Source organism: Pseudomonas orientalis, from assembly GCF_022807995.1.
In the GTDB taxonomy this organism is placed as follows: domain Bacteria; phylum Pseudomonadota; class Gammaproteobacteria; order Pseudomonadales; family Pseudomonadaceae; genus Aquipseudomonas; species Aquipseudomonas orientalis_B.
Map to the genome: position 1 here is coordinate 1,782,980 of NZ_CP094351.1, position 26,084 is coordinate 1,809,063.

The window sequence follows — 26,084 nt, forward strand, 5'->3', positions numbered from 1 at the left end:
AATGCGCCGCATCACTCAACGGCAGGCAGACCAAAAAAAGCGCGGGCGCAGGCAGTACTGTGCAGCGCGAGATCTTCCAGGGTTTCATTGCGATGCAGGGCAACTTCGCGCAGCACTTCGGTCAGGAAGGCGGGCTCATTGCGGCCGTTCTTCGGTTTGGGGCGCAGTGTGCGTGGCAGCAGGTAGGGCGCATCACTTTCCAGCATCAGACGACCGCGGGGAATCTCCCTGACCAATGGATGCAGATGCGTCCCACGGCGTTCGTCGCAGATCCAGCCGGTGATGCCAATGTGCAGGTCAAGATCGATGTAGCTGAACAGCGCCTGTTGTTCGCCGGTGAAGCAATGCACTACGGCGGCGGGCAAGTGGTCACGGTAATCCTTGAGGATCTCCAGCAGGCGCTGGTTGGCGTCGCGCTCGTGAAGGAACACCGGCAATTGCAGTTCGACGGCCAGGGCCAGGTGTTCCTCCAAGACTTTTTCCTGTTGTGGACGCGGTGAAAAATCCCGGTTGAAATCCAGGCCGCACTCGCCGACGGCGCGTACGCGCGTTTCGTTGAGCAGGCCGCGTAAACGTCGAGCGCTGTCGCTGTCCCAGGCGCTGGCGGAGTGGGGGTGGATGCCAGCGGTGCTGAACAGGCGTTGCGCGCTTTCATCAAGGTTCACGCACAACTCCAGGGCCTGCTCGCTGCCTTCGACACTGGTGCCGGTGAGCACCAGTTGTTGCACGCCGGCGGCGTAGGCTCGCTCGAGAACGGCCGAGTGCCTCTCGTCGAAACTGGGGTTGGTCAGGTTGACGCCGATATCAATGAGTTGCATGGTGCTACCTCCGCCTGCGGCCGGAAAGCATATCAGAGCTGTAGATTTATAAGAAAAACGAAGAACTACAACGCGTTATAGCTGTCTTTGAACGTCGCCAGCGACATTGTGCCGGGCCCGTTGCCTCTCACCGTGTCGCCGTTGCACGCTTTGCCAGCGCATAAAGCGCTCTGTTTCTGACGCCCAACAGCTCTTTTTCACGAAGACGTTGGCCAGTATTCTTTCCGGAGAGCGGATGATCCGACCCTCGGCGTTGCTTCTGATGTGCCTGACGTTACTGCTGCCCCTGGCAGCGGTCGCGCGTCTGGATGGGCCGCTGGAAGTGACCAAACCCGGCAAGGTGCGTGACCTGGCGGAGATTCGCTCCAGTCGTACCCTGCGTGTGCTGGTCAACCAGAGCCGTAACAGTTCCGGTGAAGTGCAGGGCCAGGCTATCGGTGTCGAATACCATCGCTTGCGGGCTTTCGAGCAGTACCTCAATGGCCATGCCCGCGATGGGCAGGCAATCAACCTCAAGATCATCCCCAGGGCCAAGGACCAGTTGCTTGGCGCGCTGGCCCGTGGCGAAGGCGATCTGGTGGCTCCCGGCGAATTGCTGGACATGAGGGCCGCGCACAAGATCAGCACCAGTGACCCTATCGCCAGCGACGTGCCGCTGTGGCTGGTGGGCGTCAAGGGTGAACGACGCTTTACCCGATTGGAGCAGTTGTCGGGCCGCACCCTGGCGTTGACCACCGGCAGTGCCGCGGCGGATGCGATCAGCCAGGTCAACCAGAAACTGGCCCTGCACAAGCGCCCGCCGATCAAGGTTGAGTGGGTCGACCCGAGCCTGGCGGTCGAAGACGTGCTGGAGATGGTGCAGGCCGGGATCTTTCACCTGACCATCGTTGAAAAGCCGATTGCCGAGCGCTGGTCGAAAATCCTGCCCAGGTTGCGTTTTGACAAGCAGGTGGTCATCAGCGAGCCGGGCGACGAGTACTGGTTCGTGCGCCAGGATGCTTCGATGCTGCGGGCGAGCATTGATCGTTTCCTCAAGACCTACCACACCCCTTCCGATCAGGATGTGGCGTTCCAGCGTATCTATCGACGTCTTTATCAGGTGCGCAACCCGTTGGCCCGCGCCGACCGTCAACGCCTGGAGAAACTGCGCCCGGTGCTGCAAAAGCATGCGCGTGAGCAAGGCATGGACTGGTTGAACCTGGCCGCCCTGGCATTCAAGGAGTCTGCGCTGGACCCTGGGGCACGCAACAGCGGTGGTCCTACCGGTCTGATGCAGATTACGCCCTCGGCGGCGCAGCGGGTGGGCGTGAACAATATCGAGAATCTGGACAGTAATGTGCAGGCCGGCGCGCGCTACCTGGCCATGATCCGGCGCAAGTTTTTTGCCAGCCCCAAGCTCAATGAGCGCGAACGTATGGCCTTCGTGTTGGCGGCTTATAACATGGGCCCGGAGCGGGTGCAGGGCATGCGCACCGAAGCCAGGCGTCGAGGACTCAACCCCAATCAGTGGTTCTTCCAGGTTGAACGCATTGCCATGGAGCAGGTAGGGATGGGCGGCGTCAGCTATGTTAACAGTGTCAACAAGTACTATCTGGCGTTTGACCGGGAGCGGGAGTCCCTGGAACCGTCAGCGCCGAAAGTTGCGTCGCGCAAATAATCGATTTTATCGATGTCGATAACGCATTTTTTCGGCTTTTATCATTCTTTAAACTGATTAATATAGCGGCCAACCAACCCCTACCTGAAAAAGGATTTACCTTCATGAGCCCATTGATCACCCGTGTCCTGTCCACTCGCGCAGGTTATGGCCTGACGATTCTGCGCATCTTCGTCGGCATCATCTTCGCTGCCCACGGCTCGCAGAAACTCTTCGGCTGGTTCGGCGGTGGTGGTCTGGCCGGCACTGCACAATGGATGGAAAGCATCGGCCTGGCGCCGGGCACCCTGATGGCAGTGTTGTCCGGTGGCACCGAGTTCTTTGCCGGCCTGGCGCTGATCATCGGCCTGCTCGTGCGCCCTGCGGCACTGGGCCTGACCTTCCTGACGCTGGTGGCGATCTTTTCGGTGCACATTCATAACGGGCTGTTCATGGCCAACAATGGCTATGAGTTTGCACTGGCCCTGCTGGGAGGCTCGCTGGCGGTACTGTTCGAAGGCGCCGGCAGACTGTCGGCCGATCGCGCCATCGCCAACTGACCGTTTCGCAAGCACGAGAGGCCCGCCATGTGCGGGCCTTTTCGTTGCTCGGGATTCTTGACACCGGCCCGCCAGCTTCTCTAGGATGCTGCTCATGCGCCGATTTAAACAGCTAATTGCGGGGCGCCACTGGACTCGATGCAGTCCGACAGAACCATGCACTCATCAGCAGGCACGGGTCGAAATACCGCTAAAGCGCTGGTTCGGTGTTGCCTCTCACCTGCCCGCAGACTTTTGAGGCAGAGACACGACACGATGAATGCACTACGCCCCCTGATACGCCTGGCCCCGATCACTGCGGACCTGACTCAGCGCAACCCGAAAATCCTCTTGGGCGGTAAGCACCAGCCCACGCTGTTACGTTACCTGGACGGCTGGCCACGTCGCACCGGTCGGCCTTCGGCGTTCCTGATCCAGTTTGTCGAAGACGGCGACTCACTCGCGCGTTTCGCCAACAACAGCTTTGACCTCGCTGTGATCCAGGCGCCGGACTCAGACAATGCCGAAGAAGTTATCCGTCAATTGACGCGTATTGCCCGGCAAGGGCTGATTGCTCGCCGCTGATCGCCAACGCAACGTGTTCAGCCGAAGGCCACAGGCGCCCACCGGCGTCGACACAGGCAGCGATAACGCGCCCAGGCTATCAGGCACAACACCAGCGGTACCGTCACGATCATCAGCAGCTTTACGATCCGTTCAAAGCGGCGCAGCGGCGCATACGCCTGAGCCTTGAGGGCATGCAGTTCCATCGGCAGGCGCAGACGTTCCTTGTTGAGTGCCTGCAATTGGGTATTGGTGTCCACGGCCTGGGTGCCCAAGCTTTTGGTCTGTGGATTCAAGCGCTGCCACGCTTGTTCAGTACGCTCAAGGCGACGTTCCAGCTCAGCTGCCTTTTCCCGGTACGCCTGCGCGGCCGCTTCGCGCATGGGCTCCAGGGTGCTGAGTGAACGTGACGTAATATGCGGGCGAATATCCGCCAGTTTCGCGGGCGCCGCCAGGTTGTCCAGTGTATTGAGTACGAACTGCACGTTGTCGTTGGCCGTTGTCTGGCTGACAGCATCCGCGAGCAAATCGGTATCGGCAACGACCACCACCTCTATTCGGACAGCCTTTTGCAAGCCTGGTGGCTGGCCCCTGAGGCCGTCGGGAAATGCCGAATAGGCTGGCCCCACGATACGTGCGGAGATCACATGGCGTTGACCTGAAGTGGCGGCTTCATCAATCAACGTGTCGAACTGCGTCGCTGAAGCGAAACGCGCGGCGTCCAGCAGCGCAGACTGTCGAGAGCTTTGTAGCAACGGGGTGAATGTCGTTCGGCTTTTTCGCGAGCGTAACAGCGCGCCACTGCTTGATACGCTCAGGCTGTTTAGTTTCCAGGTGCTGATGTCATACGCGGTCATCGCCTGTCGTGGCAGTTTCAACCTGGCGGGGTGCAATACGGTGGGCATGCCTGGGCCGAGCGAGGCCGAGGAGGCGTAAAGGCTGTCCACCAGTAGCTTGTTCGGCGGCATCTGTATGCCCCATGTGGTCAACAGGCCATCAAGCCTGAAGTCTGCCGATACGGTTTCAGTCCCCATCTCGCTCACCGGGTCGATGAAGATCATCAGCTTGCCGCCGCTTAAGACAAACTGCTCGATGCCATAGAGCGTTTGTTCGGTCAGAGCCCTTGGTTGAACGACCATCAAGCTGCCTATGGATGCAGGCACCTGGGAGATGTTCGACGCCAGTTCCACCAGATTGAATTGCCTGCGCATCTGCTCCATCAGTTGGCTGGCTGAATCATCCAACGGCAACCCGGACAGCAGGCCGACGTTGCGGCGTTGAGGGTGCATCAATTTATCGATCAGTTGGCTGATTTGATACTCCAGCAGCGGTTCGTCAACGGGGTTGAATGCTTCGATGCGCTGCGTACCCTGGCCGGCGCGTGTGCCTATAAGGCCAAGGAATCCTTGTGTGTCATCCAAACCGAACAAGCTGGCTTTGTAGGCATCTTCTGAAAAAGGCGCAGGATCAATAATATGCAGATTGATCATGCCGTCGGCTGCTGACTCAAATTCCTGAAGCAAATCCTCTACGCGCTGGCCGAAGCGTTTCACGGTTCGGCTTTTCTTCGGTGTGGTGAGCGAATTGAAATAGTACAGGTCCAGTGGGCTATCAAGCGTCGCGAGCAGGTGCTGCGTCGCAGGCGATAAGGTATGGATGTTCTGTTGTGAAAAGTCCCAGCGGATATCGGGTAGTTTGTTTATCCAGACCAGATTGAATGCCAGGAACAGTAATGATATGACGATCAACGTCATACCCATACGGAGAGCGGATCGCATCAGCGACTTTCCTTAGCTGTTTTTATAGTTGAGTGTCACAATGGTTGCAGAAAGAAAGGCAAGGATCATGCTGACAAAATATAAACCGTCATGCAGTGTTATTTTGCCGTTGTCCATTGAGCTGAACCGGGAAATCGGGTCAAGTTTGATGATGCTGTCAACTATCCAGATCGGTGCCTGATGTTCAAGTGCATCCAGGACCAAAGACAGCCCGCTGATGGTCAGCAGCAAACCCATGGTGAACAGGAAAATTATGATGCGCTGGTGCGTGAGTGCGCATATGAAACAACCGACAGATAGATAACTTCCTGCCAGTAACCAACTTGCCAGAAATTGTGAAGCGATCACCCCATTATCGGGCGTTCCGAGATAGTTAGCGGCAATCACGATAGGAAAATTCAACAACAGAGCGACACTGCACACTGCCCATGCGGCGAGAAATTTTCCGATCACGCATTCTGCTGAAGTGACGGGCAAGGTTTTCATCATGCCGGAAAAGCTGGCACTGCGTTCATCAGACCACAATTGCATCGACAAACTGGGTATCAGCAACAGATAGAGCCATGGATGCAATTCGAAAAAAGCCTGCAAGTCACTGCTGTCGCGCTCCAACCAATGGTGGGCGTGCAACCCCAGGGCCGTACACAGCGCCAGGAACAACGCCACGCTCAGGTAGGTGTGCGGGACGCAGGCATAGTTGGCGAGTTGGCGTTTGAAAATGAGGGGTAGCAGCTTCAAGAGGATACCTCATGGCTCAGATGGTGAACGACATCGTTCAGGCGACCTGGCTCCAGATGCAGTGACGTTATGTTCCAGCGGCGATGGGTGATAAGGGAGTTGATGGCGGGGAAGATGGTGTGTCCGGGCATGGCCAGAACCGTTACTTTGCCCGGGTTGTGACGGTCTTCTTCGATGCCCGCAACGCCGGGTAATACGGCAAGTGCGAGTAGATCCACGGGCGGATCCGCTGCAAGTGTCACCGCTTGGAAGTGCCGGGAGCTGCGCTGTAACTGGGTCAGTGAAGAGTCGACAAGCAGTCGCCCGCCTGCGATTACCAGGGCGCGGGTACAGATGTCGGACAGCGCGTCGTAATGACGGGAGGCAATAATGACGCTCATTTCTTCGGTCAGGGATTGAACAAGCCCCCTGAATTTGAGCTGTTGCTCGGCGCTCAGCCCTTCCGTGGGCTCGTCCAGCAGGAGCACGCTGGGGGAATGCAAAATGGCTTGTGCAATGGCGACTCTGCGCTTCAAACCCAGGTTGAGCACATCGATAGGGCAGTTGAGCACGGGAAGCAGCTCCAGCCGCGTGGCGACCCGATCCACGTGCCGGCGTTTTTCGGCGCCGCTGAAGCCTCGAGCGGCTGCCACAAAGTTGAGAAGGCCTTTGATTGACAGCGTAGGGTGGGTGATGCCCGCTTGGAGCTGGTAACCGACAGCTTGTCTGGCGAGAGCTGAATGGGTTTGCGTACTCAAACCCTGAATGCTGATGTGCCCATTGGTGGGCCTGGTCATGCCGGAAATCAAATTCAGCAACGTTGTTTTACCGGCGCCATGCTCTCCAAACAATCCCACGCATTCCTGGCGTTGGGCACAGAACGAAACGTCGCTTATCACGCTTTTTTTGCCCAGGTATTTTGTCAGGTTGCTGACTTCGATCATAGGTTTACCGAATCAATTGGGCGGTGTCTGAAGAAGGTTTCGGTTGTGGTGTCAGTGCGTTAAAAAGATTACGTTCAATACCTGCGCTTGGGAACGCTGGGTGCACTTAATAAGCAAAGTCCTACGTTTGAATTGATAATGCGCTGAAACAATTGTTTTGTTCTGAGTGCTTAATAATGGTCGGATATTTGTCTGATATTTATATAAGGTTTTCTTTTTGTAATGAGGCCTGACTGCCATGATGCTTCTACGTACCCTTGTTCTTGAGCGCAGCGGCGAGGATGCTCCCGTTAACGGTGCACTGTTGTGTGGCTTTGCGGTCGCACAGACGTCCTCCAACTTCCTGGTGTATAGCCTTGATGAAGAAGCTGAACCCGGTCATTCCAGGGTGTATATCGCCGCCTTACGCAAAAAGCTCGAACGGTATTTTCTTGGCGGGGTTGAGTCCAAGGAGGACTTGCAAGTAGCGATGCAAGTGTTTAAGCAAATTCTGATGATGGCGGCGGCATCGGGTAATAAGGAAAGTGCTGGCACCGAGTCTCAGGTTCCGTTTCACTTCATTGATCTGAAAGGCTGCAGATTGCCGCCTGCCAGGCCCGAGGACCATCACTCAGTGATCGTCAAGAAAGCGCTGGTAATGAAGGTGATAACGCTGGGGATGTCCGCACCCGCTGCGCCTGCCATCGAAAGCAGCGCGGTCATCGTGCCGTCCATTCGCTTTTCCTCGCAAATGATTGCACCGCCGCGCGGCAAGAGTCAGGCGGAGCCCGTCCCGCCGCCCGTGGATGAAGATTTTGTCGAAGAGCCGCCTGCGCAGGTCACGGCCCGGGTAGAGTCGCAAGTGCCGGTTGAATCCAACGTGCCGATCGCACAGTCAGAGCCGATCGAAATGCCGGCGCAACCCGCCTATCCCAAGGAGAGTACCTCCATTCTCGAGATAGACAGCACCCTGAGCAATCTGGCCAGGGTGGCCCAGGAACTGACACAAAAAAAACAGGCGGTCATTGAGCGCGAAGCGATGCTCGAGCAGTGGCAGGCTCGGCTGCAACAACAGCAGACTCAGCAAGATGAAAGAAGCCGAGCATTGGACCAGCATCATTCGCGGCTGCAGGAGCAAGAGTTGGAGGTGAGCCAAAAGACCGAAAAGATGGTGTTGATGATGTCGCAATTATCGCTGATGCGGCAGCGCCTGCAAGGCACCCTTGTTGAACTGGACCAGGTCCTCGATGGGCAGGGCTGAGTCGCTGATCGTTGAGCTGGATACTTTACGCCGTTGATTTATCATCGATCCCCGCAAGCCGACGCCAGGGTGTGACGCCGTGGTCTGTCGGCACCATCGGACATTGCCTGGGGATGCACGCGTTTGAGTACCAAGCTGATTACCAAAGAAGGCCATGAAGCGCTGAAAAAGGAGTTGGACTACCTTTGGCGGGAGAAGCGCCCGGACACCACGCGCAAGGTGACGTGGGCAGCTTCCCTGGGAGATCGCAGCGAAAACGCCGATTACCAGTACAACAAGAAGCTGTTGCGTGAAATCGATCGGCGGGTGCGCTACTTGCGCAAGCGCCTCGAAGACATGCGCGTTGTGGAATACATGCCCGAGCAGGAGGGCAAGGTGTTTTTCGGTGCGTGGGTCGATGTCGAAAACGAGCAGGGCGAGACCAAGCGTTTTCGCATTGTGGGTTATGACGAGATCTATGACCGGATGGATTACATCTCTATCGACTCCCCCATGGCACGTGCGCTGTTGCGCAAAGAGGTGGACGATGAAGCCATCGTACAAACCCCCGGCGGAGAGGTATGTTGGTGGATCACCCGGATTGAATACGTGAAATAGCAACAGATGGCCCTTGCTCTGGCTGGAGCAAGGGCCATCTGTGTTTCAGCCCTCGCGCAGTACCGTCAGCGGGCTGGCGTTCAGCGCGCGGCGGGTGCCGAACACCCCGGCGGCACCGATCAGCGCCGCACCGATCATCGGCAGCAGCAACAGCCAGGGGTGAGGGTGCCAGGCCAGGTCAAAGGCGTAGCGATACAGCACCCAGGTCACCAGTTCCGTGCCCAGTGCCGCCAGCAAACCACTGACCGCTCCCAGCAGGCCGAACTCGATGCGCCTGGCCTTGACCAGCAGCCGGCGCTCGGCCCCCAGCGCACGCAGCAGCGCACCTTGGCGGATTCGCTCATCCAGGGTGGCCTGCAAGCCGGAAAACAGCACGGCCATGCCTGCGGCGAGCACGAACAGCAGCACGTATTCCACCGCCAGCGTCACCTGGGCAAGGATGCTGCGCAGCTGTTCCAGCAGCGCCTCGACCTGCAGGATGGTGACGGCCGGGAAGGCTCGGGACAGGTCGACGATCTGTTGGTCATGCCCAGGCGCCAGGTAGAAGCTGGTCAGGTAAGTAGTCGGCAAATCCTTCAAGGTGCCCGGTTGGAAGATCATGAAGAAATTGGGCTGGAAATTGTCCCAGTTGATGGTCCGCAGGCTGGTGACCCGTGCCTCGCGATTCTCCCCGCCAATGGTGAATACCAGATGGTCGTTGAGCTTGAGTTTCAGGCTTTCGGCCACCTTGGCTTCCACCGACACCCCGGGAATGTCATCACCCGGCTGCGCCGTCCACCAACTGCCTGCCGTCAGTACGTTACCCTGGGGTAGATCGGCCGCCCAGGTCAGGCTCAGGTCCCGTTGCACCGCGCGATCACCGCTGGAGTCCTTGCTGACAATCTCCTGTACGGGCTCGCCGTTGATGCTGATCAGCCGACCGGGGACTACGGGGTAAAGCGGGGCCGATTGCGCCTGAACGTCCAGAAGGCGGGCGCCAAATGCCTCCTTGTCGGCCGGCAGGATATTCAGCGCAAAATAGTTGGGCGCATCCTTGGGCAACTGGTTCTGCCAGGTGTCAAGCAGCTCGCCGCGCAGCAGGGCGATCAAGCCCATGGATAGCAGAATCAGGCCAAACGCCAGGGACTGGCCAGCTGCCGCCAATGGATGGCGCAGCAATTGGCCCAGGCCCAGGCGCCAGGGCAAGGAGGCGCGTGCCAGTAACCGGCGCAGGCTTTGCAATAACAACAGCAGCAAGCCGCCGAGGATCAATGCCGCCACCACGCCACCGCCCAGTAATGCGAAGGTCAACACCAGATCAAGGCTCAGGCGCCACATGATCAGGCCCAGGGCAAACAGCGCCGCGCCATACACCATCCAGGTGCTTGAGGGGATCGGCAGCAGGTCGCGACGCAATACCCTCAACGGCGGCACCCGACCCAGCGCGGCCAGGGGCGGGAGCGCGAAGCCGGCGAGGGCGACGAGCCCGGTACCGATACCGGCGACCGCCGGCAGCAGCCCACCGGGTGGCACGTCCGCCGGCAGCAGATCGTGCAGGAAGTAGAACAGCCCGAATTGCGCGAGCCAACCGAGGATCGCGCCGGTCAGGCTCGCCAATAGCCCGAGTACACTCAGTTGCAGGCTGAACAGCAACATGGCTTCGCGGCGTGACAACCCCAGGCAGCGCAGCAGGGCGCTGGCATCGAAACGACGGCTGGCAAAGCGGTTGGCCGACAGCGCCACGGCCACACCGGCCAGCAACACCGCTACCAGGCTGGCCATATTCAGGTAACGCTCGGCCTTGCCCAGGGCGCCGCCGATCTGTTGGTTGCCATCGCGCGAGTCCTGCAGGCGCTGGTTGGCCGCCAGGCCAGGCTTGATCAGGTCTCGATAGGTTTGCAGCGCCGTGCTGCCGGGTGGCGCACGCCACAGTTCGCGGTAGCTCACGCGGCTGCCAGGCTGGACCACGCCGGTGGCGTCCAGGTCCGCCAGGTTGATCATCACCCTGGGCGTGAGGCTGTAGAAGTTGCCGGCGCGGTCGGGCTCATAGGTCAGTATGCGTGCCAGGCGCAGGGTCTTCATGCCTACGTCGATGCTGTCGCCGACCTTCAGGTCCAGCGCTGTCAGCAGCCGCGCCTCCACCCAGGCTTCGCCGGGTTTGGGGCCGCCGCCCGGGGTTTCGGCACCAAAGGGCTCCCCCGTACTTTTAAGCTCGCCCCGCAGCGGGTACTGCTCGTTGACCGCCTTGATACTGGAGAGCTGGATGCCATTGTCGGCGGCGATAACGCTGGAGAATTCCACGATGCGCGCATGATCCAGGCCCAGTTCGGTGCCGGATCGGATTTGCTCGGGACGGGCCGGCGAGCTGCCTTCGAGTACCAGGTCCGCGCCCAGGAACTCGGTGGCGCGCAACAGCATGGCGCCGTTGAGGCGTGCGCCGAAATACCCGATGGCGGTGCTGGCGGCCACGGCCACCAGCAGGGCGAAGAACAACACGCGCAGTTCGCCGGCGCGGGCATCGCGCAGTAATTGGCGCATGGCAAGACTGAACAGGCGTAACAGCGGCAGGCGTGCCATCAAGGCTCCAGGGGCGCGACCATCAGGCCGGCTTCAAGGCGGATCAGGCGTCGGCACCGATGGGCCAGGCGCTCGTCGTGGGTGACCAGTACCAGGGTCGTGCCGCTCTCTTTATTGAGTTCGAACAGCAGGTCGCTGATGCGCTCGCCGGTGTGGCTGTCGAGGTTGCCGGTGGGCTCGTCGGCAAACAGCACGTCCGGCTCGGCGGCAAACGCGCGGGCAATCGCCACACGTTGCTGCTCGCCGCCGGAAAGCTGGCGTGGCGAATGGGTCAGGCGCTTGCCAAGGCCGACGCGCTCGAGCAGGTGGGTGGCGCGCTCGCGGGCATCCTTGCGGCCATCGAGCTCCAGCGGCAGCATGACGTTTTCCAACGCATTGAGGCTGTCGAGCAACTGGAAGGACTGGAATACGAAACCCACGTGTTCGGCACGGATGCGCGCGCGTTGGTCTTCGTCGAGGCTGCTCAAGGCTTGGCCGGCCAGGGTGACTTCACCGCTGCTGGGCAGGTCCAGGCCGGCCAGCAGGCCGAGGAGGGTGGATTTGCCGGAACCGGAGCTGCCGACGATAGCCAGGCTATCGCCCTTGTTCAGTTCCAGGCTCAGTTCGTGCAGGATAGTCAGTTCACCTTCCGCGCTTGGAACCACTTTGCTGAGGTTTCGCGCGGTGAGAATGCTTGCGCCCATGGAGAATCCGATGCGAATGTGGTTTTTGAGTGCTGGCCTGGCCTTGATGTGCATGGCCCAGAACGCAGCGGCGGGTACAGTCCTGATCGTTGGCGATAGTATCAGTGCCGCTTTCGGCCTGGATACCCGCAAAGGGTGGGTTGCCCTGCTGGAGCAACGGCTCAAGCAGGAGGGTTTTGACGATAAAGTGGTCAATGCGTCGATCAGTGGCGACACCAGTGCCGGAGGCCTTGCGCGGTTGCCTGCGGCGCTTGCAGAGCATAAGCCGGACGTCGTGGTCATCGAGTTGGGGGGCAATGATGGCTTGCGCGGGCAGCCGCCTGCGCAATTGAAACAAAATCTTGCGTCGATGATTGACCAGTCCAAGGCTGGCGGTGCCAAGGTGCTGCTGCTGGGCATGCAGATTCCTCCCAACTATGGCAAGCGTTACGTCGATGCGTTCGCCAAGGTCTTCGGCGAGGTGGCAGAGGAAAAAAAGGTGCCGCTGGTACCGTTTTTCCTGGAGGGAGTGGGCGGCCATCCTGACTTGATGCAAGCGGACGGCCTGCACCCGGCAGTCGCCGCCCAGGGCAAGTTGCTGGAAAATGTCTGGCCGACGCTCAAACCGCTGTTATGACGCTTTTCTACCGGCAGGCTTTCGGCTAAGGTGGCGCCCCCCCGATTTGGAGCCCCTGATGTCGCGTCCTGCCTGGTCCCTGTTTAACTACCAACTGATCGAGCCGGACGAGCAGCTGGATTTGTTCGCCTGCCAGGAAGTCCGGGTGCATCTGGTGGCGCGTCAACTGGAGTTGGGCGGCTCGATTGATCGCACGCTCTGCGGCACGTTATTGCCGGCGCAACCGCTCTGGTCGTCGGTGGACCGTTCGATCTTCCAGGATCAGCGGCTGTGCCCGTTATGCAGGGCGATTCTGGAGTCGCAAAAGCGCGGTACACCGCCGATCTGGCCGGAGCTGCGCTTCGAGCTCTAGCGCGGCCGGCTTGATGCCAGGCGCTCGCTTCACGTATACAATCAGTTTTTTCCTACCGTCGTTCTGCGAAGGATTTTCCGGATGTTGTCGCGCCTTTCCGTGGTTACCTGCTGCCTGTCTCTCGCTGCGCTCTGTGCGGCCGGTCCGGCGTTAGCCTTGCAGTTGCCCTTGCCGCCGCCCGGTGAGGACATCGTCGGTCAGGTCCAGGTGATCAAGGCCAAATACGAAGACACGTTTGCCGACCTGGGCACCACCTATGACCTGGGCTATTCGGAAATGGTCGCCGCCAACCCGGGTGTCGATGCCTGGTTACCAGGGGCGGGCACGGATATCGTGTTGCCGACCCGGTTCATCCTGCCGCCGGGCCCGCGCGAAGGCATTGTGATCAACCTGGCCGAATATCGGCTCTACTACTACCCCAAGGGACAGGACGTGGTGTACACCTTCCCGTTGGGGATCGGTCGTGAAGGCTGGGGGTCACCCATTGCCCATACCAGCATCATCGCGAAGACACCGAACCCCACCTGGACGCCGCCGGCCTCGATCAAGGCCGAACACGCCGCCAACGGTGACCCGCTGCCCAATGTGGTGCCTGCCGGCCCGGACAACCCGTTGGGCCCGTTCAAGTTCACCCTGGGCACGCCGGGTTACCTGATCCATGGCTCCAACATGAAGTTCGGGATCGGCACGCGCACCAGCCACGGATGCTTCCGGATGTTCAACAACAACGTGTTGGAAATGGCCAGCATGGTGCCGGTCGGTACGTCGGTGCGTATCATCAACGATGCCTATAAGTTCGGCAGCGCCGGCGGCAAGGTTTACCTCGAAGCCCATACACCCTTGAACGACGATGGCACGCCGTCGGTGGTCGACAAGCACACGGCGGTAATCAATGCCCTGCTCAAGCGTGAAGACCTGGCCAACAGCCTGCGGGTGAACTGGGATCAGGTGCGTGACGTGGTGGCAGCGGAGGATGGCTTGCCAACTGAAATCGGTGTGCCAGGCGATGCTCCGGTGGTGTCCAGCGCGCCGGTTGAATTTCAATAAAGCTTCTGCGGACGGCTCCGGCCGGCGCAGCAGATTTCAGGCAAAAAAAAGCCGACCCATAAATGGATCGGCTTGATAACAACCCCGAAGGATTATTACTTGCGGCTTGCTTTTTCAAGCATGCGCAGAGCGCGCTCGTTAGCTTCGTCAGCAGTCTGTTGTGCTTTTTGAGCAGCAGCCAGCGCTTCATCAGCTTTACGGTAGGCTTCGTCTGCACGAGCCTGGGAGCGAGCTGCTGCATCTTCCGTTGCAGTCAGACGAGCTTCGGTTTCTTTGGAGACGCTGCTGCAACCGGTAGCCAGAACTGCGGCCAGAGCCAGAGCAGAGAATTTCAGAACGTTGTTCATCGTGTTCCCCTTCAAGGACTTTCTATTAGATGGCTACTGTCTCAGAGTGAGCAAATAGCCGGCGTACATACTACCCATTACTTGTAGTAAGTAAACTGACGTTGCGCAAGAAGCAAAAAAAATTCTTGTACCGAATCTGTTTTGGCTAATCTTTAGGAGGTTTGTATAAAAGCCGGACGAAATTTTTTCGTCTTGCTGAAGATTGGATCCACGCTGAGAGCGCCGGCCCGCATGCCTCGGGCTTTGTAAGCAGATGAAATTTTATATATTCAGGCAGGCACTTGCGTTGCGCTTGCGCGTGCCGCACCGGGCATCTTTCGTTTCTCTACAGGTGACTTTAACAGCGCCGGTTCGTCTCAAGCTGCAACTGCCGGCAATGTACAGGCGTTCGGTCACCGGTTGATCGAGGCCCTTTCTAATAATCCACCTGTGCAGGGGATGACAAGTGTGCCTTGAGCAATCGCTCAATTGGTGCCTACTATTCCCTACGTGCAGGTGTGAGCGCTCAGGGTTTTCTCGTTGTCGAAACCGGCACGGGGTGGCGTAGATGTTCCTTCGCCGGAAAAACATCGGTAAGGTAGGGTCAATATTCAAGACCCGCGAGGAGTAGTGATGAGCGAGGCGTTGTCCATCCACCATGACCAGGCTGGTCATCAGTTCGAGACCAATGTGGACGGTCATCGTGCCTATCTGACCTACATGGACCTCGGAAAACAGACCCTGGATATCTATCGCACGTTCGTGCCCAACGCGTTGCGTGGGCGTGGCATTGCGGCCGCGTTGACCGAAGAGGCGTTGAAGTTCGCCGAAGAGTCAGGCTACACGGTCATTCCGTCCTGCTCCTATGTGGAACGCTACATGGAGCGCCACCAGCGCCATGCCGCGAAGCTGTGAACGAACAGCCATAAAAAAACGCCGGGTTCAGCCCGGCGTTTTTGTGTGTGCCTGATTCACAGGCATGTGCGGCTTCAGGTGCGTTTGCGTTTGGGCAATACGTCCTTGAGCTTGGCGTGCATGCTGCGCAGGGTGTTCTCGGTAGCGGCCCAGTCGATGCACGCGTCGGTGATCGACACGCCGTACTGCAAGTCGGCCAGGTCTTTTGGAATGGCCTGGCAACCCCAGTTCAGGTGGCTCTCGACCATCAGGCCGATGATCGACTGATTGCCTTCGAGGATCTGGTTGGCGACGTTTTCCATCACCAGCGGCTGCAGGGCCGGGTCCTTGTTGGAGTTGGCGTGGCTGCAGTCGACCATGATGTTTGGCTTGATCCCGGCCTTGTTCAGCGCCTGTTCGCAGAGTGCGACACTGACCGAATCATAGTTGGGCTTGCCATTGCCGCCGCGCAGCACCACGTGACCGTAGGCGTTGCCCTTGGTGGTGACGATGGACACGCCGCCTTCCTGGTTGATGCCCAGGAAGCGGTGAGGGCTGGAGACCGATTGCAGCGCGTTGATCGCCACGGTCAAGCCGCCGTCGGTGCCGTTCTTGAAGCCCACGGCCGAGGACAGGCCGGAGGCCATTTCGCGGTGCGTCTGGGATTCGGTGGTGCGGGCGCCGATGGCCGACCAGCTGATCAGGTCCTGCAGGTACTGCGGGGAGATCGGGTCCAGCGCTTCGGTCGCGGTGGGCAGGCCCATTTCCGCCAGGTCCAGCAGCAGTTTACGACCGATATGCAAGCCGTCCTGGATCTTGAACGAGTCGTCCAGGTACGGGTCGTTGATCAAGCCTTTCCAGCCGACGGTTGTACGCGGTTTCTCGAAATACACGCGCATCACCAGGTACAAGGTGTCGGATACTTCCGCCGCCAGCACCTTGAGGCGTTCGGCGTATTCGTGAGCGGCCTTGAGGTCGTGGATCGAGCAAGGCCCGATCACGACGAAGAGGCGGTGGTCGGTGCCGTCGAGAATGTCACGGATGACTTCGCGGCCCTTGGTGACGGTCTGCAAGGCAGCGTCGCTCAGGGGGATTTCGCGCTTGAGCTGATCGGGCGTGATCAGGGTCTCGTTGGATTCAACGTTAAGGTCATTGATCGGTAAATCAGCCATCGTGTTACTCGTCAGGGTCACGGGTGCCGGCCGCCAGCCATCCCCGTGCGGCGGAGCACAGCATGATTTGAATGCAGGGGGGAGGAACCTTAGCGCGTAATACGGGGCCGCGACAATGGGCAAAGCCTGCTTTAATCCAGCGCCGGCTGCACAACCGCCTCGTGGGAGAACTCGCGGGCATGGCGCGACACCCAGTCGCGGGCCAGGGCTTCGAGTTGCTGAGGCGTGGGCTCGGCGGCTTCGTGCAGGCGGCAGTAGCGTTCGATCTGGCACACTTGCTCGCCCATGCGCGCGCCGAACAGGGCATGTTCATCGGTAAAACTGATGCCGATGCGATAGCCGGCTTGCAGTTTGCGGCACCACGCAACATAGCCCGGATAGCGGGCGGCGGCGCCCAGGGAGGGGATAGACAGGTCGACCGCCGTGCCGGGGCGCCAGGCACGCGGCCAGTTGCAGGCGATGCCGCCGCGCCCGATGGTGCGCAGGCGTTGGCGGGGCAAGGGAGGAGACGGACGTTGGATCAACTCGACAGCGACATCATCAGGGTGAGGTAAAAAACGACCCATGTACACGGACTCCGAACACCGTCCCATGGACGGCAGTGGCAGCAGTATAGTGAAGCAACTGGAATTGACCGACCTGGATATCGACCAGCAATTGCTGGGATTGCCAGGGTGTTCGCTGGTAGTGTTTACCAGCGTCGGTTGTTCCAGTTGCCGCTGGGCGCGCCAGCAGTTGCCGAGCTGGCGCTTGCCGGTGGACCGACTGTGCTGGGTGGATGCCGGGCACAACGGCGGCGCGGTCGAACGTTACCAGATCTTTCATTTGCCCGCGTTGTTCCTAGTGTGCGAGGGTCAGTTCCACGGGCAATTACAGACACGTCTTACGCAACCAGACCTGACCGACGCGATAAACCACGCATTGGCCCGTACCCCAGAGGATTTGCCATGACCGCAAGTGCACAGCCTTCGCCACGTATCGGCATCATTGGCACCGGCGCCATAGGCGGCTTCTACGGCCTGATGCTGGCGCGTGCCGGGTTCGATGTGCATTTTCTGTTGCGCAGCGAATACGCGGTAGTCAGCAAGCAGGGGTTGCGCGTCAACAGCAGCGTGCACGGCAACCTGCACCTGCATCCGGTGCAGGCGTATGCCAACGCTGCCGATATGCCGCCGTGCGATTGGCTGCTGGTGGGCACCAAGTCCACCGGCAATGTCGATCTGGCGCCGACCATCGCCCAGGTCGCGGCGCCGGGTGCCAAAGTAGTGCTGCTGCAAAACGGATTGGATGTCGAGGACAGCTTGCGTGAGCACCTGCCGCCTTCGCTGCACTTGCTGGGCGGCCTTTGCTACATCGGTGTGCATCGCGCCGCGCCGGGCGTCGTCGAGCATCAGGCACTGGGGCGGGTCAACCTGGGCTATCACAGTGGTACCGCAGCCAATGATGAGGCGCGGCAGCAGGCGATTGTCGAAGAAGGGGCCGGGCTGTTTCATCAAGCGGGCCTCGAGTCTCAGGCCATGGCCAGCGTGCATCAGGCCCGCTGGCATAAACTGGTGTGGAACGTGCCGTTCAACGGCCTCTCGGTTTTGCTCGGCACCGGCACCCGCGCGCTGATGGCGGACGAATCCAGCCGCGCGCTGATTCAGGCGCTGATGGCCGAAGTGGTGCAGGGCGCTCACGCCTGCGGCCATGAAATCGCCGCAAGCTACGCCGGGCAGATGTTCGCCATGACCGAAACCATGGACGATTACCTGCCCAGCATGTATCACGACCACCTGCACAAGCGCCCGTTGGAACTGGCGGCCATCTATGCGCGACCGTTGGCCGCCGCCAAAGCGGCCGGCTGCGAATTGCCGCGCATGCAGGCGCTTTACCAGGCCTTGAGTTTTATTGATCGGCACAATCGCTGATTCGGGGGCACTGACATGGTGAAGGGATTGAGCGACAAACTGGTGCTGGCGATTTCATCGCGGGCCTTGTTCGATTTGAGCGAGAGCCACAAGGTCTACCTCGCCGAAGGGGTGGAGCCGTATCGCCAATACCAGATAGAGCACGAGGAGGAAATTCTTGAACCCGGCGATGCCTTCCCGCTGGTCAAGAAACTCCTGAGCCTCAACGCCAGCCTCGGTCGGGCCCGTGTCGAGGTGGTACTGGTCTCGCGTAACAGTGCCGATACCGGCCTGCGGGTGTTCAACTCGATCCAGCATTACGGCCTGGATATTTCCCGCGCCGCTTTCGTGGGCGGGCGTAGTCCCTATCCGTATCTGGCCGCCTTTGGCTGCCATCTGTTTCTGTCGACCCATGCAGAAGATGTGCGCAGTGCGCTCGACGCCGGGTTTGCCGCGGCGACGATCCTGTCGGGCGGCCCGCACCGGGCATCGAGCGAGGAGTTGCGGATCGCCTTCGATGGCGATGCGGTGCTGTTCTCCGACGAGTCCGAGCGCGTCTACCAGGCGGGCGGCCTGGAAGCGTTCCAGGCCAGCGAACGAGAGTCGGCGCGCCAGCCCTTGCACGGTGGCCCGTTCAAGGGTTTCCTGGCGGCGCTCAACCTGTTGCAGCGTGAGTTCGCCGATGAAGCGTGCCCGATTCGAACGGCACTGGTCACTGCGCGCTCGGCGCCGTCCCACGAGCGGGTCATTCGAACCTTGCGCGAATGGGACATCCGCCTGGATGAGTCGCTGTTCCTGGGCGGTCTGGATAAGTCCGCGTTCCTGGAAGCCTTCGCCGCCGATGTGTTCTTCGATGACCAGGCCGGCCATTGTGAAAGAGCCAGGGAGGTGGTGGCCACCGGGCATGTGCCCCATGGCATCAGTAATGAGTTGAAAGTCCGGAGCGAGAGCTGAGCCGAACTGCCCGAGGCGCTGCTAAGCTCATCTAATCTCCGCCAGCCTGGCAACCCAGGGGGTTCTATGATTCGTTCGATGCTGTACGCCACGGATCTTGGCCTGTATGCACCGTATGTCATGCAACATGCGCTGGCGTTGGCGCGGACGTTCAAGGCGGATTTATATGTGATTCATGTGGTGGAGCCCATCGGGCTGTTCGCTGAATCAGTGTTGCAGAGTTACCTTGATGAAAAGGCACTCAACGAATGGCAGCGCCAGGGGCTGACTACGGTCATGGCGACGATTGAGCAACGGGTGCTCGACAGCTTTCGCGAGGAGCTGGGGGAGGGGGAGCAGGACCTGAAGTTGATTCGGTCGGTACGGGTGATCCAGGGCGACCCCTGCGAGGTGATTCTCGACCAGTTGCATAAACTTTGCGTCGACTTGTTGATCGTAGGCAGTCATAGCCATGCAAGCGCAGCGGCCACACCGCTTGGGCGTACCGCTGCGCGCCTGGTGCAGGTGGCGAGTGTGCCGGTTTACCTGGTGCCGTCGCTGCAACGTCGGCGCAGTGATGAGAGTGATCGGTAGAAAACGATAAAAAGTTCTAGATTTATATATCTTACCTTTAATATAGTTATATACCGTCGCTGATACCCGTGGCGTCTATCTGCTTTGAGGGATTCATATGAAGCTTCAACAACTGCGCTACATCTGGGAAGTGGCGCACCACGACCTCAACGTTTCCGCTACCGCTCAAAGCCTCTACACGTCGCAACCTGGTATCAGCAAGCAGATCCGCCTGCTCGAAGACGAGCTGGGCGTTGAAGTCTTCGCGCGCAGCGGCAAGCACCTGACCCGCGTCACGCCGGCGGGCGAGCGCATCATCACCACGGCCGGCGAGATCCTGCGCAAGGTCGAGAGCATCAAGCAGATCGCCCAGGAATTCTCCAACGAGAAGAAGGGCACCCTGTCGATCGCCACCACCCACACCCAGGCACGCTACGCCTTGCCGCCGGTGATCCGCGACTTCATCAAGCAGTACCCCGACGTGGCGTTGCACATGCACCAGGGCTCGCCGATGCAGATCGCCGAGATGGCCGCTGATGGCACTGTCGATTTCGCTATCGCCACCGAAGCCCTGGAGCTGTTCGGTGATCTGGTCATGATGCCGTGCTACCGCTGGAACCGTTGCGTGGTGGTGCCGCAGGGGCATCCGTTGGCCAAGTTGCCGAAGCTGACCCTGGAAGCCCTGGCCGAATACCCGATCGTGACCTATGTGTTTGGTTTCACCGGCCGTTCCAAGCTCGATGAAGCCTTCAGTCACCGTGGTCTTACGCCGAAAGTGGTGTTTACCGCAGCTGACGCCGACGTGATCAAGACTTACGTGCGCCTGGGCCTGGGCGTGGGCATCGTCGCCAAGATGGCAGTCGACACCCAGCTCGATAAAGACCTGGTAGTACTCGATGCCAGCGAGCTGTTCGAATCCAGCGTGACCAAGATCGGTTTCCGGCGTGGCACGTTCCTGCGCGGTTTCATGTGCGATTTCATCGAGAAATTCGCACCGCACCTGACCCGCGAAGTGATGGCCAAGGCGATCCAGTGCCACAACAAGCAGGAACTGGAAGCGTTGTTTGACGGCGTTGAACTGCCGGTTCACTAACGTGGCTCAGCGGGCCTCGGTCACGGTGAAATGTTGCCGGGTGCCCGCCACCAGAATCTCCACCTCATCATCGATGCACTTGCCCAGCAAACGCTTGCCCAACGGCGAGCGCGGGGTGATGACGGTCACCGGTTGCCCGACCACTTCCACCTTCAAACCCGCCGCGTCCGGCGCCAGGAACAGCCATTGCTGGCGACCGTCCTCGTCTTCCAGGCCGACCAGAGTGCCGAGTTCTATCCCGCGCTGATCATCGTAGGCACGCAGCTGCAAGTTCTGGCACAGCACCAGCGATTGCCTGATTTCCTCGACTCGCCTGGCTTGTCCGGTCGCCAGGTACGAGGCTTCCAGGCCGAGGGTGTCGTATTTGTTCTCGGCGATGTTTTCTTCGTGGGTCGCCGTCTCGTAAGCGGTCTGCGCGGCGCGTTGGAGGACGGCGAGGTCGACTGTCAGCTTTTCCAGAATCAATTGAAGGACGGCGTGTTTATTCATGGCTGTGCTTGATCAATCGCAGAATTGCAGGACATTTGCCCGGCTTTTTTCGTTCGGCGCGTTCTGGTCCTGCTGCAGCCAGAACTGGCATTTGGGATTGGACAGGTTGCGTGCATTGTTTCGCGCCTGGTCCAGGGCTTGTTGCTGCTCCTGTTTTTGCAGGTTCTGCTGGTACTGCTCGAACATCCGGTTGGGCGGCTCCGGTGCAACGCTGGGCGGTGTGCCCAATTGTTGAACCGCCTGGGCCACCGGCGCCAGGCTCTGGGGGAACAGGTAGCGCGATGCCAGCCAGGTGGTCAGCGCGATGGCGATAAACCCCAGCCACAGGCCTGTGGCAATGGCGATGCAAAGCTTGAACAGCGACATCGGACGGTCAGACATGATGGCCTCCTGGCAGGCATTGATGGCAAGTTGGCGATTGTCGCACAGCCGCGGCACAGAATAATCGCGATCAAGCCTTCTGCATCGGCGCATTTATGCGGACAATCGAGCCTTTGAGCACTGGAGCCCGGAATGAAAGCCCGCTGGGATATTTTTTGCAGCGTCGTCGATAACTACGGCGACATTGGCGTGACCTGGCGACTGGCCCGGCAGTTGGTTGCCGAGCATGCGTGCGACGTGCGCTTGTGGGTGGATGACCTGCGCGCCTTCGAACGCATGTGCCCGCAGATCAATGTCAGCCTGGAGCAGCAGTGGCAAGAAGGTGTCGATGTACGCCACTGGCCGTGCGAATGGTCGGCAACCCCGGCGGCCGATGTGGTGGTTGCAGCGTTCGCTTGCCAACTGCCGGCTGACTACATGGAAGCCATGGCCGCGCGTGAGCGCACGCCGTTGTGGATGAACCTGGATTACCTCAGTGCCGAGGACTGGGTGGTGGGCTGTCACCGCCTGCCGTCGGTGAAGTTCAAGGGCGTGCAGAAGTACTTCTTCTTTCCTGGATTTCGCCCGGGCACGGGCGGGCTGTTGCGTGAGGCAGGCTTGCTGCAGCAGCGTCAGGCTTTTCAAGAGGATGCCCATGCGCAGCGAGAACTCCTGCAAACCCTGGGCGTCTATCCTGTAGCCGGTGCGCGGCTGATCTCGCTGTTCGCTTATGAAAACGCCGGGCTGGACGGCTGGCTGGACGTGTTGTCGACAGACGGGCGTGCCACTCATCTGCTGGTGCCGGAAGGGCGCATCCTGGGCGATGTGCAACGCTGGCTGGGCGAGGAGGGGCTGACGGCGGGGGCTGTTCATCAACGCGGCGCCTTGACCGTGCAAGTGCTGCCGTTCGTTCGCCAGGAGCAGTACGACCAGTTGCTGTGGTGCTGCGACCTGAATGCCGTGCGGGGCGAGGACTCGTTCGTGCGCGCCCAGTGGGCCGGGCGCCCGTTGCTGTGGCACATCTATCGACAGGATGAAGACATCCACCTGGACAAGCTCGATGCGTTTCTTGAGCTGTATACCGCCGCCTTGTCGCCGGCGGCCAAGGCGGCGCTGGTTGCGTTCTGGCAAGCCTGGAACAGCGAGGGCGATATGGCCCGATCGTGGAAAATGCTGCAGGAGCACAGGGCGGAACTCAACGGGCATGCGCAGAACTGGTGTCTGGAACAGGCCTTGCAGGCTGATCTTGCGACGGCGCTGGTACAGTTTTATGAAAGTTGGATATGATACGCCACCTTGATTTTTGTAAATCCCATCCAAATTTCGGATATATGCAATGAAAACTGGTAAAGAACTGAAACCCGGTACAGTGATCCGTCTCGAAAACGACCCTTGGCTGGTTCAGAAAGCTGAGTTCACCAAGTCCGGTCGTAACAGCGCCATCATGAAGACCAAGCTGAAGAACCTGCTGACCGGTTACAAGACCGAGATCGTCTACAGCGCCGATGACAAACTGGACGACGTGATCCTCGACCGCAAGGAAGCGACCCTGTCCTTCATCAGCGGCGACACCTACACGTTCATGGACACCACCGACTACACCATGTACGAGCTGAACGCTGAAGATATCGAAGCCGTTCTGCCGTTCATCGAAGAAGGCATGGAAGACGTCTGCGAAGCTATTTTCTTCGAAGAGCGCCTGGTTTCCGTAGAACTGCCGACCACTATCGTGCGTAAAGTTGCCTACACCGAAGGTTCCGCTCGCGGTGACACTTCCGGCAAGGTGATGAAGCCTGCCAAGCTGAGCAACGGTACCGAACTGCAAGTGGCCGATTTCATCGAAATCGACGACCTGATCGAGATCGACACCCGCGAAGGTGGTTCGTACAAAGGTCGCGCCAAGAAGTAATTCCTGCGCCCCGATACAAACTGAAAAGCCCGACCATGCGTCGGGCTTTTTTGTGCGTGCGGTGTTTACTTCAGGTGCCGCTTCAGCTCATCCGACGCTTGCAGCAAGGCAGACCGTACAGCGGGCACCTGGCTGATCACGTTGAGCAAACCGTAGTCGTGGATCATGCCGTTGTAGCGTACGGCAGTGACCGGCACACCGGCCTGATCCAGTTTGCGGGCGTAGGCTTCACCCTCGTCACGCAACACGTCGGCACCGGCGGTTTGCACCATCGCAGGGGGCAACCCCTTGAGTTGATCGGTGGTGGCCCGCAGTGGCGAGGCGTAGATCTCGGCGCGCTGGTTGGCGTCGGTAGTGTAATTGTCCCAGAACCATTTCATCATGTTCCTGGTGAGGAAGTGCCCTTCGGCGTACTGGTTGTAGGAACCGGTGTCGAAGTTGGCGTCGGTCACCGGCCACAGCAGCAGTTGGAACTTGATCGCCGGCGTGCCCTTGTCCTTGGCCATCAGGCTGACCACTGCTGCCATATTGCCGCCGACACTGTTGCCTGCGACTGCCAGGCGCTTGCCATCGACATTGATTTCCTTGCCGTGCTCCGCCACCCACTTTGTCGCGCCGTACGCCTGGTTGATCGCCACCGGGTAATGCGCTTGCGGCGATGGCGTGTAGTTGACGAAGACCGCCACGGCCCCCGAACCCACCACCAGGTCGCGCACCAGGCGTTCATGGGTCGGGTAATCGCCCAGCACCCAGCCGCCGCCGTGGAAGAACATGAACACCGGCAACGTACCCTTGACCCCGGCCGGACGCACAATGGTCAGCTCCAGCGGCTGGCCGTCGACCTGAATGGTCTTCTGGCTCACGTCCGCCTTGGGCAGGCTTAACTTCACGCCGGCCTGGGCTCCGGTCAGCACCGCGCGGGCCTGCTGGGGCGTCAATTGCTCCATCGGCTTGCCGGTGCCGGCGTTCAGCGCATCCAGGAACTTCTGGGTGCTTTGCTCCACATCACCGCTGGCGGCGAACGCGGTGCTGATGGACAGGGCGAGCAGGCCGCCGGTGAGCGCTTTGGCAAACGTGTTCATGTTCTTCTCCGATCAGGGCTGTGATGGTTAAACGGCTACGTGCAGACGCACGTCGACGTTGCCGCGTGTGGCGTTGGAGTACGGGCACACCTGGTGGGCGGCGTCGACCAGCGTCTGCGCATCGTCTTGAGCCAGGCCCGGCAGGCTGATGTGCAGGTCGATGTCCAGGCCGAAGCCGCCGGGGATCTGGCCGATGCCAACGTGGGCGGTGATCGAAGCGTCGTCCGGGATTTTGCGTTTGGCCTGGCCGGCAACGAATTTCAGGGCGCCGATAAAGCAGGCCGAGTAGCCGGCCGCGAACAGCTGTTCAGGGTTGGTGGCCTGGCCGCCGGCGCCGCCCAATTCCTTGGGCGTGGAGAGTTTGACGTCGAGGATGTTGTCACTGGAGACAGCGCGACCATCACGGCCGCCGGTGGCGGTGGCTACTGCGGTATAGAGCGTTTGCATGGTGTCGTCCTCTGGTAGTTTGCGCTAAATATTTGTGCGCTAAGTAATTGGTGGGATGAATGTATAGCGCTAATGTTTTGCGCGCAAGATAAATTCACAAGTATTTTTCAGGCGACGGGAAAACAATGCGAAGGGGGCAAAACCTAATGCCAGTCAGTTAAGGGTACACCTCCGTCTGTAGGAGCGAGCTTGCTCGCGAAAAACTCACAGACACCGCATTCATTCAGGAAGCACGCGTTATCGTTGACGTTTTTCGCGAGCAAGCTCGCTCCTACAGGATTTGTCCCCTCCCACAGGTTCAGTATTTTGCTTCTTTAGATTGCGCTCTGCAGGTTGCTGCGCAGGGCAATCAGATCCGCCTGCAGCTTGCGTAACTGCTCCAGTTCCAGCCCGCTGGCGCCCAAGATGCATTGTGGAACGCCCATGGCCTTGTCCTGCAGCGCCCGCCCGGCAGCGGTCAACTCCACCACCACCACGCGTTCATCTTCACGGCTGCGGGTGCGGCTCAACAGGCCTTCGGCTTCCAGGCGCTTGAGCAGCGGCGTCAGGGAGCCGGGATCGGTGAGCAGGCGATTGCTGATTTCACCGACGGTCAAACCGTCTTCTTCCCACAGCACCATCATGGCCAGGTACTGCGGGTAGGTGAGGCCGAGAGCCTGAAGGAGGGGCTTGTATACCTTGGTCATCAATAGCGAGGTGGAGTGCAACGCGAAACACAGCTGGTTATCCAGCATCAAGGATTCGCAAGGATTGGGATTTTTGCTCATGGCGGTGCCTCGAAAAGCCGGTATGAGCGGGAATCTAGCGGGCAAATCTTTGATGCGCCAGAT

At 59.7% G+C, this 26,084-nt stretch carries 30 protein-coding genes; 16 read left to right on the forward strand and 14 right to left on the reverse strand.

What is annotated here, in order from left to right; translation table 11 throughout:
• Nucleotides 1-11: 11 nt before the first annotated feature.
• On the reverse strand, nucleotides 12-818 hold the full coding sequence (locus tag MRY17_RS07895) for a TatD family hydrolase (protein ID WP_191952964.1): 807 nt from the start codon (nucleotides 816-818) through the stop codon (nucleotides 12-14).
• 235 nt (nucleotides 819-1,053) lie between these two features.
• Here MRY17_RS07895 and MRY17_RS07900 point away from each other — a divergent pair, with 235 nt between their 5' ends.
• The 3 genes from MRY17_RS07900 to MRY17_RS07910 all read left to right on the forward strand — a co-directional run bounded on the left by MRY17_RS07900 (nucleotide 1,054) and on the right by MRY17_RS07910 (nucleotide 3,578).
• On the forward strand, nucleotides 1,054-2,475 hold the full coding sequence (locus MRY17_RS07900) for a transglycosylase SLT domain-containing protein (protein ID WP_191952963.1): 1,422 nt from the start codon (nucleotides 1,054-1,056) through the stop codon (nucleotides 2,473-2,475).
• A gap of 104 nt (nucleotides 2,476-2,579) precedes the next feature.
• Nucleotides 2,580-3,014 (forward strand): DoxX family protein, encoded by a 435-nt coding sequence (locus MRY17_RS07905; RefSeq protein ID WP_181285530.1) that lies wholly within the window; start codon nucleotides 2,580-2,582, stop codon nucleotides 3,012-3,014.
• A 255-nt stretch (nucleotides 3,015-3,269) separates the two neighbouring features.
• Nucleotides 3,270-3,578: a class I SAM-dependent methyltransferase gene (locus MRY17_RS07910; protein ID WP_191952962.1), complete on the forward strand. Its 309-nt coding sequence runs from the start codon at nucleotides 3,270-3,272 to the stop codon at nucleotides 3,576-3,578.
• 17 nt (nucleotides 3,579-3,595) lie between these two features.
• Here MRY17_RS07910 and MRY17_RS07915 read toward each other — a convergent pair whose 3' ends face one another.
• Genes MRY17_RS07915 through MRY17_RS07925 form a run of 3 tightly spaced genes read right to left on the reverse strand, consistent with a single transcriptional unit; the run spans nucleotide 3,596 to nucleotide 6,996 of the window.
• Nucleotides 3,596-5,335 (reverse strand): Gldg family protein, encoded by a 1,740-nt coding sequence (locus tag MRY17_RS07915; protein WP_243353546.1) that lies wholly within the window; start codon nucleotides 5,333-5,335, stop codon nucleotides 3,596-3,598.
• Between the two features lie 12 nt (nucleotides 5,336-5,347).
• Nucleotides 5,348-6,073 carry an ABC transporter permease gene (locus MRY17_RS07920; protein WP_181285533.1) on the reverse strand — a complete coding sequence of 242 codons (726 nt, stop codon included), beginning with the start codon at nucleotides 6,071-6,073 and terminating at the stop codon, nucleotides 5,348-5,350.
• Nucleotides 6,070-6,996: an ABC transporter ATP-binding protein gene (locus MRY17_RS07925; RefSeq protein ID WP_243353547.1), complete on the reverse strand. Its 927-nt coding sequence runs from the start codon at nucleotides 6,994-6,996 to the stop codon at nucleotides 6,070-6,072. Before MRY17_RS07925 ends, MRY17_RS07920 begins: the two co-directional genes overlap by 4 nt.
• Nucleotides 6,997-7,234: 238 nt before the next feature.
• Here MRY17_RS07925 and MRY17_RS07930 point away from each other — a divergent pair, with 238 nt between their 5' ends.
• Nucleotides 7,235-8,236 carry a hypothetical protein gene (locus MRY17_RS07930; protein ID WP_243353548.1) on the forward strand — a complete coding sequence of 334 codons (1,002 nt, stop codon included), beginning with the start codon at nucleotides 7,235-7,237 and terminating at the stop codon, nucleotides 8,234-8,236.
• Between the two features lie 123 nt (nucleotides 8,237-8,359).
• Nucleotides 8,360-8,833 (forward strand): transcription elongation factor GreB, encoded by a 474-nt coding sequence (gene greB / locus MRY17_RS07935; RefSeq protein ID WP_065892558.1) that lies wholly within the window; start codon nucleotides 8,360-8,362, stop codon nucleotides 8,831-8,833.
• Between the two features lie 45 nt (nucleotides 8,834-8,878).
• Here greB and MRY17_RS07940 read toward each other — a convergent pair whose 3' ends face one another.
• A complete protein-coding gene (locus MRY17_RS07940) occupies nucleotides 8,879-11,389 on the reverse strand; it encodes an ABC transporter permease (protein WP_181285536.1) in 2,511 nt (836 codons plus the stop codon).
• Nucleotides 11,389-12,072 carry an ABC transporter ATP-binding protein gene (locus tag MRY17_RS07945; protein WP_065885127.1) on the reverse strand — a complete coding sequence of 228 codons (684 nt, stop codon included), beginning with the start codon at nucleotides 12,070-12,072 and terminating at the stop codon, nucleotides 11,389-11,391. The genes MRY17_RS07940 and MRY17_RS07945 overlap by 1 nt, the downstream gene beginning before the upstream one ends.
• A gap of 10 nt (nucleotides 12,073-12,082) precedes the next feature.
• On the opposite strand from MRY17_RS07945, the gene MRY17_RS07950 reads away from it, so the two are divergent.
• The 3 genes from MRY17_RS07950 to MRY17_RS07960 all read left to right on the forward strand — a co-directional run bounded on the left by MRY17_RS07950 (nucleotide 12,083) and on the right by MRY17_RS07960 (nucleotide 14,087).
• Nucleotides 12,083-12,688 (forward strand): arylesterase, encoded by a 606-nt coding sequence (locus tag MRY17_RS07950; RefSeq protein ID WP_181285537.1) that lies wholly within the window; start codon nucleotides 12,083-12,085, stop codon nucleotides 12,686-12,688.
• Between the two features lie 58 nt (nucleotides 12,689-12,746).
• Nucleotides 12,747-13,040 carry a hypothetical protein gene (locus MRY17_RS07955; protein WP_057722836.1) on the forward strand — a complete coding sequence of 98 codons (294 nt, stop codon included), beginning with the start codon at nucleotides 12,747-12,749 and terminating at the stop codon, nucleotides 13,038-13,040.
• Nucleotides 13,041-13,121: 81 nt separating this feature from the next.
• Nucleotides 13,122-14,087 carry a L,D-transpeptidase family protein gene (locus tag MRY17_RS07960; protein WP_181285538.1) on the forward strand — a complete coding sequence of 322 codons (966 nt, stop codon included), beginning with the start codon at nucleotides 13,122-13,124 and terminating at the stop codon, nucleotides 14,085-14,087.
• 95 nt (nucleotides 14,088-14,182) lie between these two features.
• Here the strand turns inward: MRY17_RS07960 and oprI are convergent, their stop codons facing one another.
• Nucleotides 14,183-14,434 carry an outer membrane lipoprotei OprI gene (gene oprI, locus MRY17_RS07965; protein WP_003172710.1) on the reverse strand — a complete coding sequence of 84 codons (252 nt, stop codon included), beginning with the start codon at nucleotides 14,432-14,434 and terminating at the stop codon, nucleotides 14,183-14,185.
• Nucleotides 14,435-15,046: 612 nt separating this feature from the next.
• On the opposite strand from oprI, the gene MRY17_RS07970 reads away from it, so the two are divergent.
• Nucleotides 15,047-15,328 carry a GNAT family N-acetyltransferase gene (locus MRY17_RS07970; protein WP_003233387.1) on the forward strand — a complete coding sequence of 94 codons (282 nt, stop codon included), beginning with the start codon at nucleotides 15,047-15,049 and terminating at the stop codon, nucleotides 15,326-15,328.
• A gap of 74 nt (nucleotides 15,329-15,402) precedes the next feature.
• Here MRY17_RS07970 and MRY17_RS07975 read toward each other — a convergent pair whose 3' ends face one another.
• Nucleotides 15,403-16,479 carry a 3-deoxy-7-phosphoheptulonate synthase gene (locus MRY17_RS07975; protein ID WP_122682950.1) on the reverse strand — a complete coding sequence of 359 codons (1,077 nt, stop codon included), beginning with the start codon at nucleotides 16,477-16,479 and terminating at the stop codon, nucleotides 15,403-15,405.
• Between the two features lie 131 nt (nucleotides 16,480-16,610).
• Entirely contained in the window at nucleotides 16,611-17,045 is a 435-nt protein-coding gene (locus tag MRY17_RS07980; RefSeq protein WP_181285539.1) for a PilZ domain-containing protein, read from the reverse strand.
• On the opposite strand from MRY17_RS07980, the gene MRY17_RS07985 reads away from it, so the two are divergent.
• The 5 genes from MRY17_RS07985 to cysB all read left to right on the forward strand — a co-directional run bounded on the left by MRY17_RS07985 (nucleotide 17,044) and on the right by cysB (nucleotide 20,967).
• Nucleotides 17,044-17,430, forward strand: coding sequence for a thioredoxin (locus MRY17_RS07985; protein ID WP_181285540.1), 387 nt, complete (start codon nucleotides 17,044-17,046; stop codon nucleotides 17,428-17,430). The genes MRY17_RS07980 and MRY17_RS07985 overlap by 2 nt on opposite strands.
• Nucleotides 17,427-18,389 (forward strand): putative 2-dehydropantoate 2-reductase, encoded by a 963-nt coding sequence (locus tag MRY17_RS07990; RefSeq protein WP_243353549.1) that lies wholly within the window; start codon nucleotides 17,427-17,429, stop codon nucleotides 18,387-18,389. Before MRY17_RS07985 ends, MRY17_RS07990 begins: the two co-directional genes overlap by 4 nt.
• 15 nt (nucleotides 18,390-18,404) lie before the next feature.
• On the forward strand, nucleotides 18,405-19,322 hold the full coding sequence (locus MRY17_RS07995; RefSeq protein WP_181285542.1) for a 5'-nucleotidase: 918 nt from the start codon (nucleotides 18,405-18,407) through the stop codon (nucleotides 19,320-19,322).
• 66 nt (nucleotides 19,323-19,388) lie between these two features.
• Nucleotides 19,389-19,895 carry a universal stress protein gene (locus MRY17_RS08000; protein WP_243353550.1) on the forward strand — a complete coding sequence of 169 codons (507 nt, stop codon included), beginning with the start codon at nucleotides 19,389-19,391 and terminating at the stop codon, nucleotides 19,893-19,895.
• A 97-nt stretch (nucleotides 19,896-19,992) separates the two neighbouring features.
• On the forward strand, nucleotides 19,993-20,967 hold the full coding sequence (cysB, locus tag MRY17_RS08005) for an HTH-type transcriptional regulator CysB (RefSeq protein ID WP_057008395.1): 975 nt from the start codon (nucleotides 19,993-19,995) through the stop codon (nucleotides 20,965-20,967).
• Nucleotides 20,968-20,973: 6 nt separating this feature from the next.
• Here the strand turns inward: cysB and MRY17_RS08010 are convergent, their stop codons facing one another.
• Entirely contained in the window at nucleotides 20,974-21,456 is a 483-nt protein-coding gene (locus MRY17_RS08010) for a GreA/GreB family elongation factor (protein ID WP_191952956.1), read from the reverse strand.
• 12 nt (nucleotides 21,457-21,468) lie between these two features.
• Nucleotides 21,469-21,837, reverse strand: a complete 369-nt coding sequence (locus tag MRY17_RS08015; protein ID WP_181285545.1) for a hypothetical protein — start codon at nucleotides 21,835-21,837, stop codon at nucleotides 21,469-21,471.
• Nucleotides 21,838-21,969: 132 nt separating this feature from the next.
• Here MRY17_RS08015 and earP point away from each other — a divergent pair, with 132 nt between their 5' ends.
• Entirely contained in the window at nucleotides 21,970-23,103 is a 1,134-nt protein-coding gene (earP, locus tag MRY17_RS08020; protein ID WP_243353551.1) for an elongation factor P maturation arginine rhamnosyltransferase EarP, read from the forward strand.
• A 49-nt stretch (nucleotides 23,104-23,152) separates the two neighbouring features.
• Complete coding sequence (locus MRY17_RS08025; protein WP_003172723.1) at nucleotides 23,153-23,725, forward strand: elongation factor P; 573 nt, start codon at nucleotides 23,153-23,155, stop codon at nucleotides 23,723-23,725.
• Between the two features lie 65 nt (nucleotides 23,726-23,790).
• Here MRY17_RS08025 and MRY17_RS08030 read toward each other — a convergent pair whose 3' ends face one another.
• The 3 genes from MRY17_RS08030 to MRY17_RS08040 all read right to left on the reverse strand — a co-directional run bounded on the left by MRY17_RS08030 (nucleotide 23,791) and on the right by MRY17_RS08040 (nucleotide 26,021).
• On the reverse strand, nucleotides 23,791-24,807 hold the full coding sequence (locus MRY17_RS08030) for an alpha/beta hydrolase (RefSeq protein ID WP_243353552.1): 1,017 nt from the start codon (nucleotides 24,805-24,807) through the stop codon (nucleotides 23,791-23,793).
• 27 nt (nucleotides 24,808-24,834) lie between these two features.
• Nucleotides 24,835-25,254 carry an organic hydroperoxide resistance protein gene (locus tag MRY17_RS08035; RefSeq protein WP_181285550.1) on the reverse strand — a complete coding sequence of 140 codons (420 nt, stop codon included), beginning with the start codon at nucleotides 25,252-25,254 and terminating at the stop codon, nucleotides 24,835-24,837.
• A gap of 314 nt (nucleotides 25,255-25,568) precedes the next feature.
• A complete protein-coding gene (locus MRY17_RS08040) occupies nucleotides 25,569-26,021 on the reverse strand; it encodes a MarR family winged helix-turn-helix transcriptional regulator (RefSeq protein ID WP_181285475.1) in 453 nt (150 codons plus the stop codon).
• Nucleotides 26,022-26,084 lie beyond the last annotated feature (63 nt).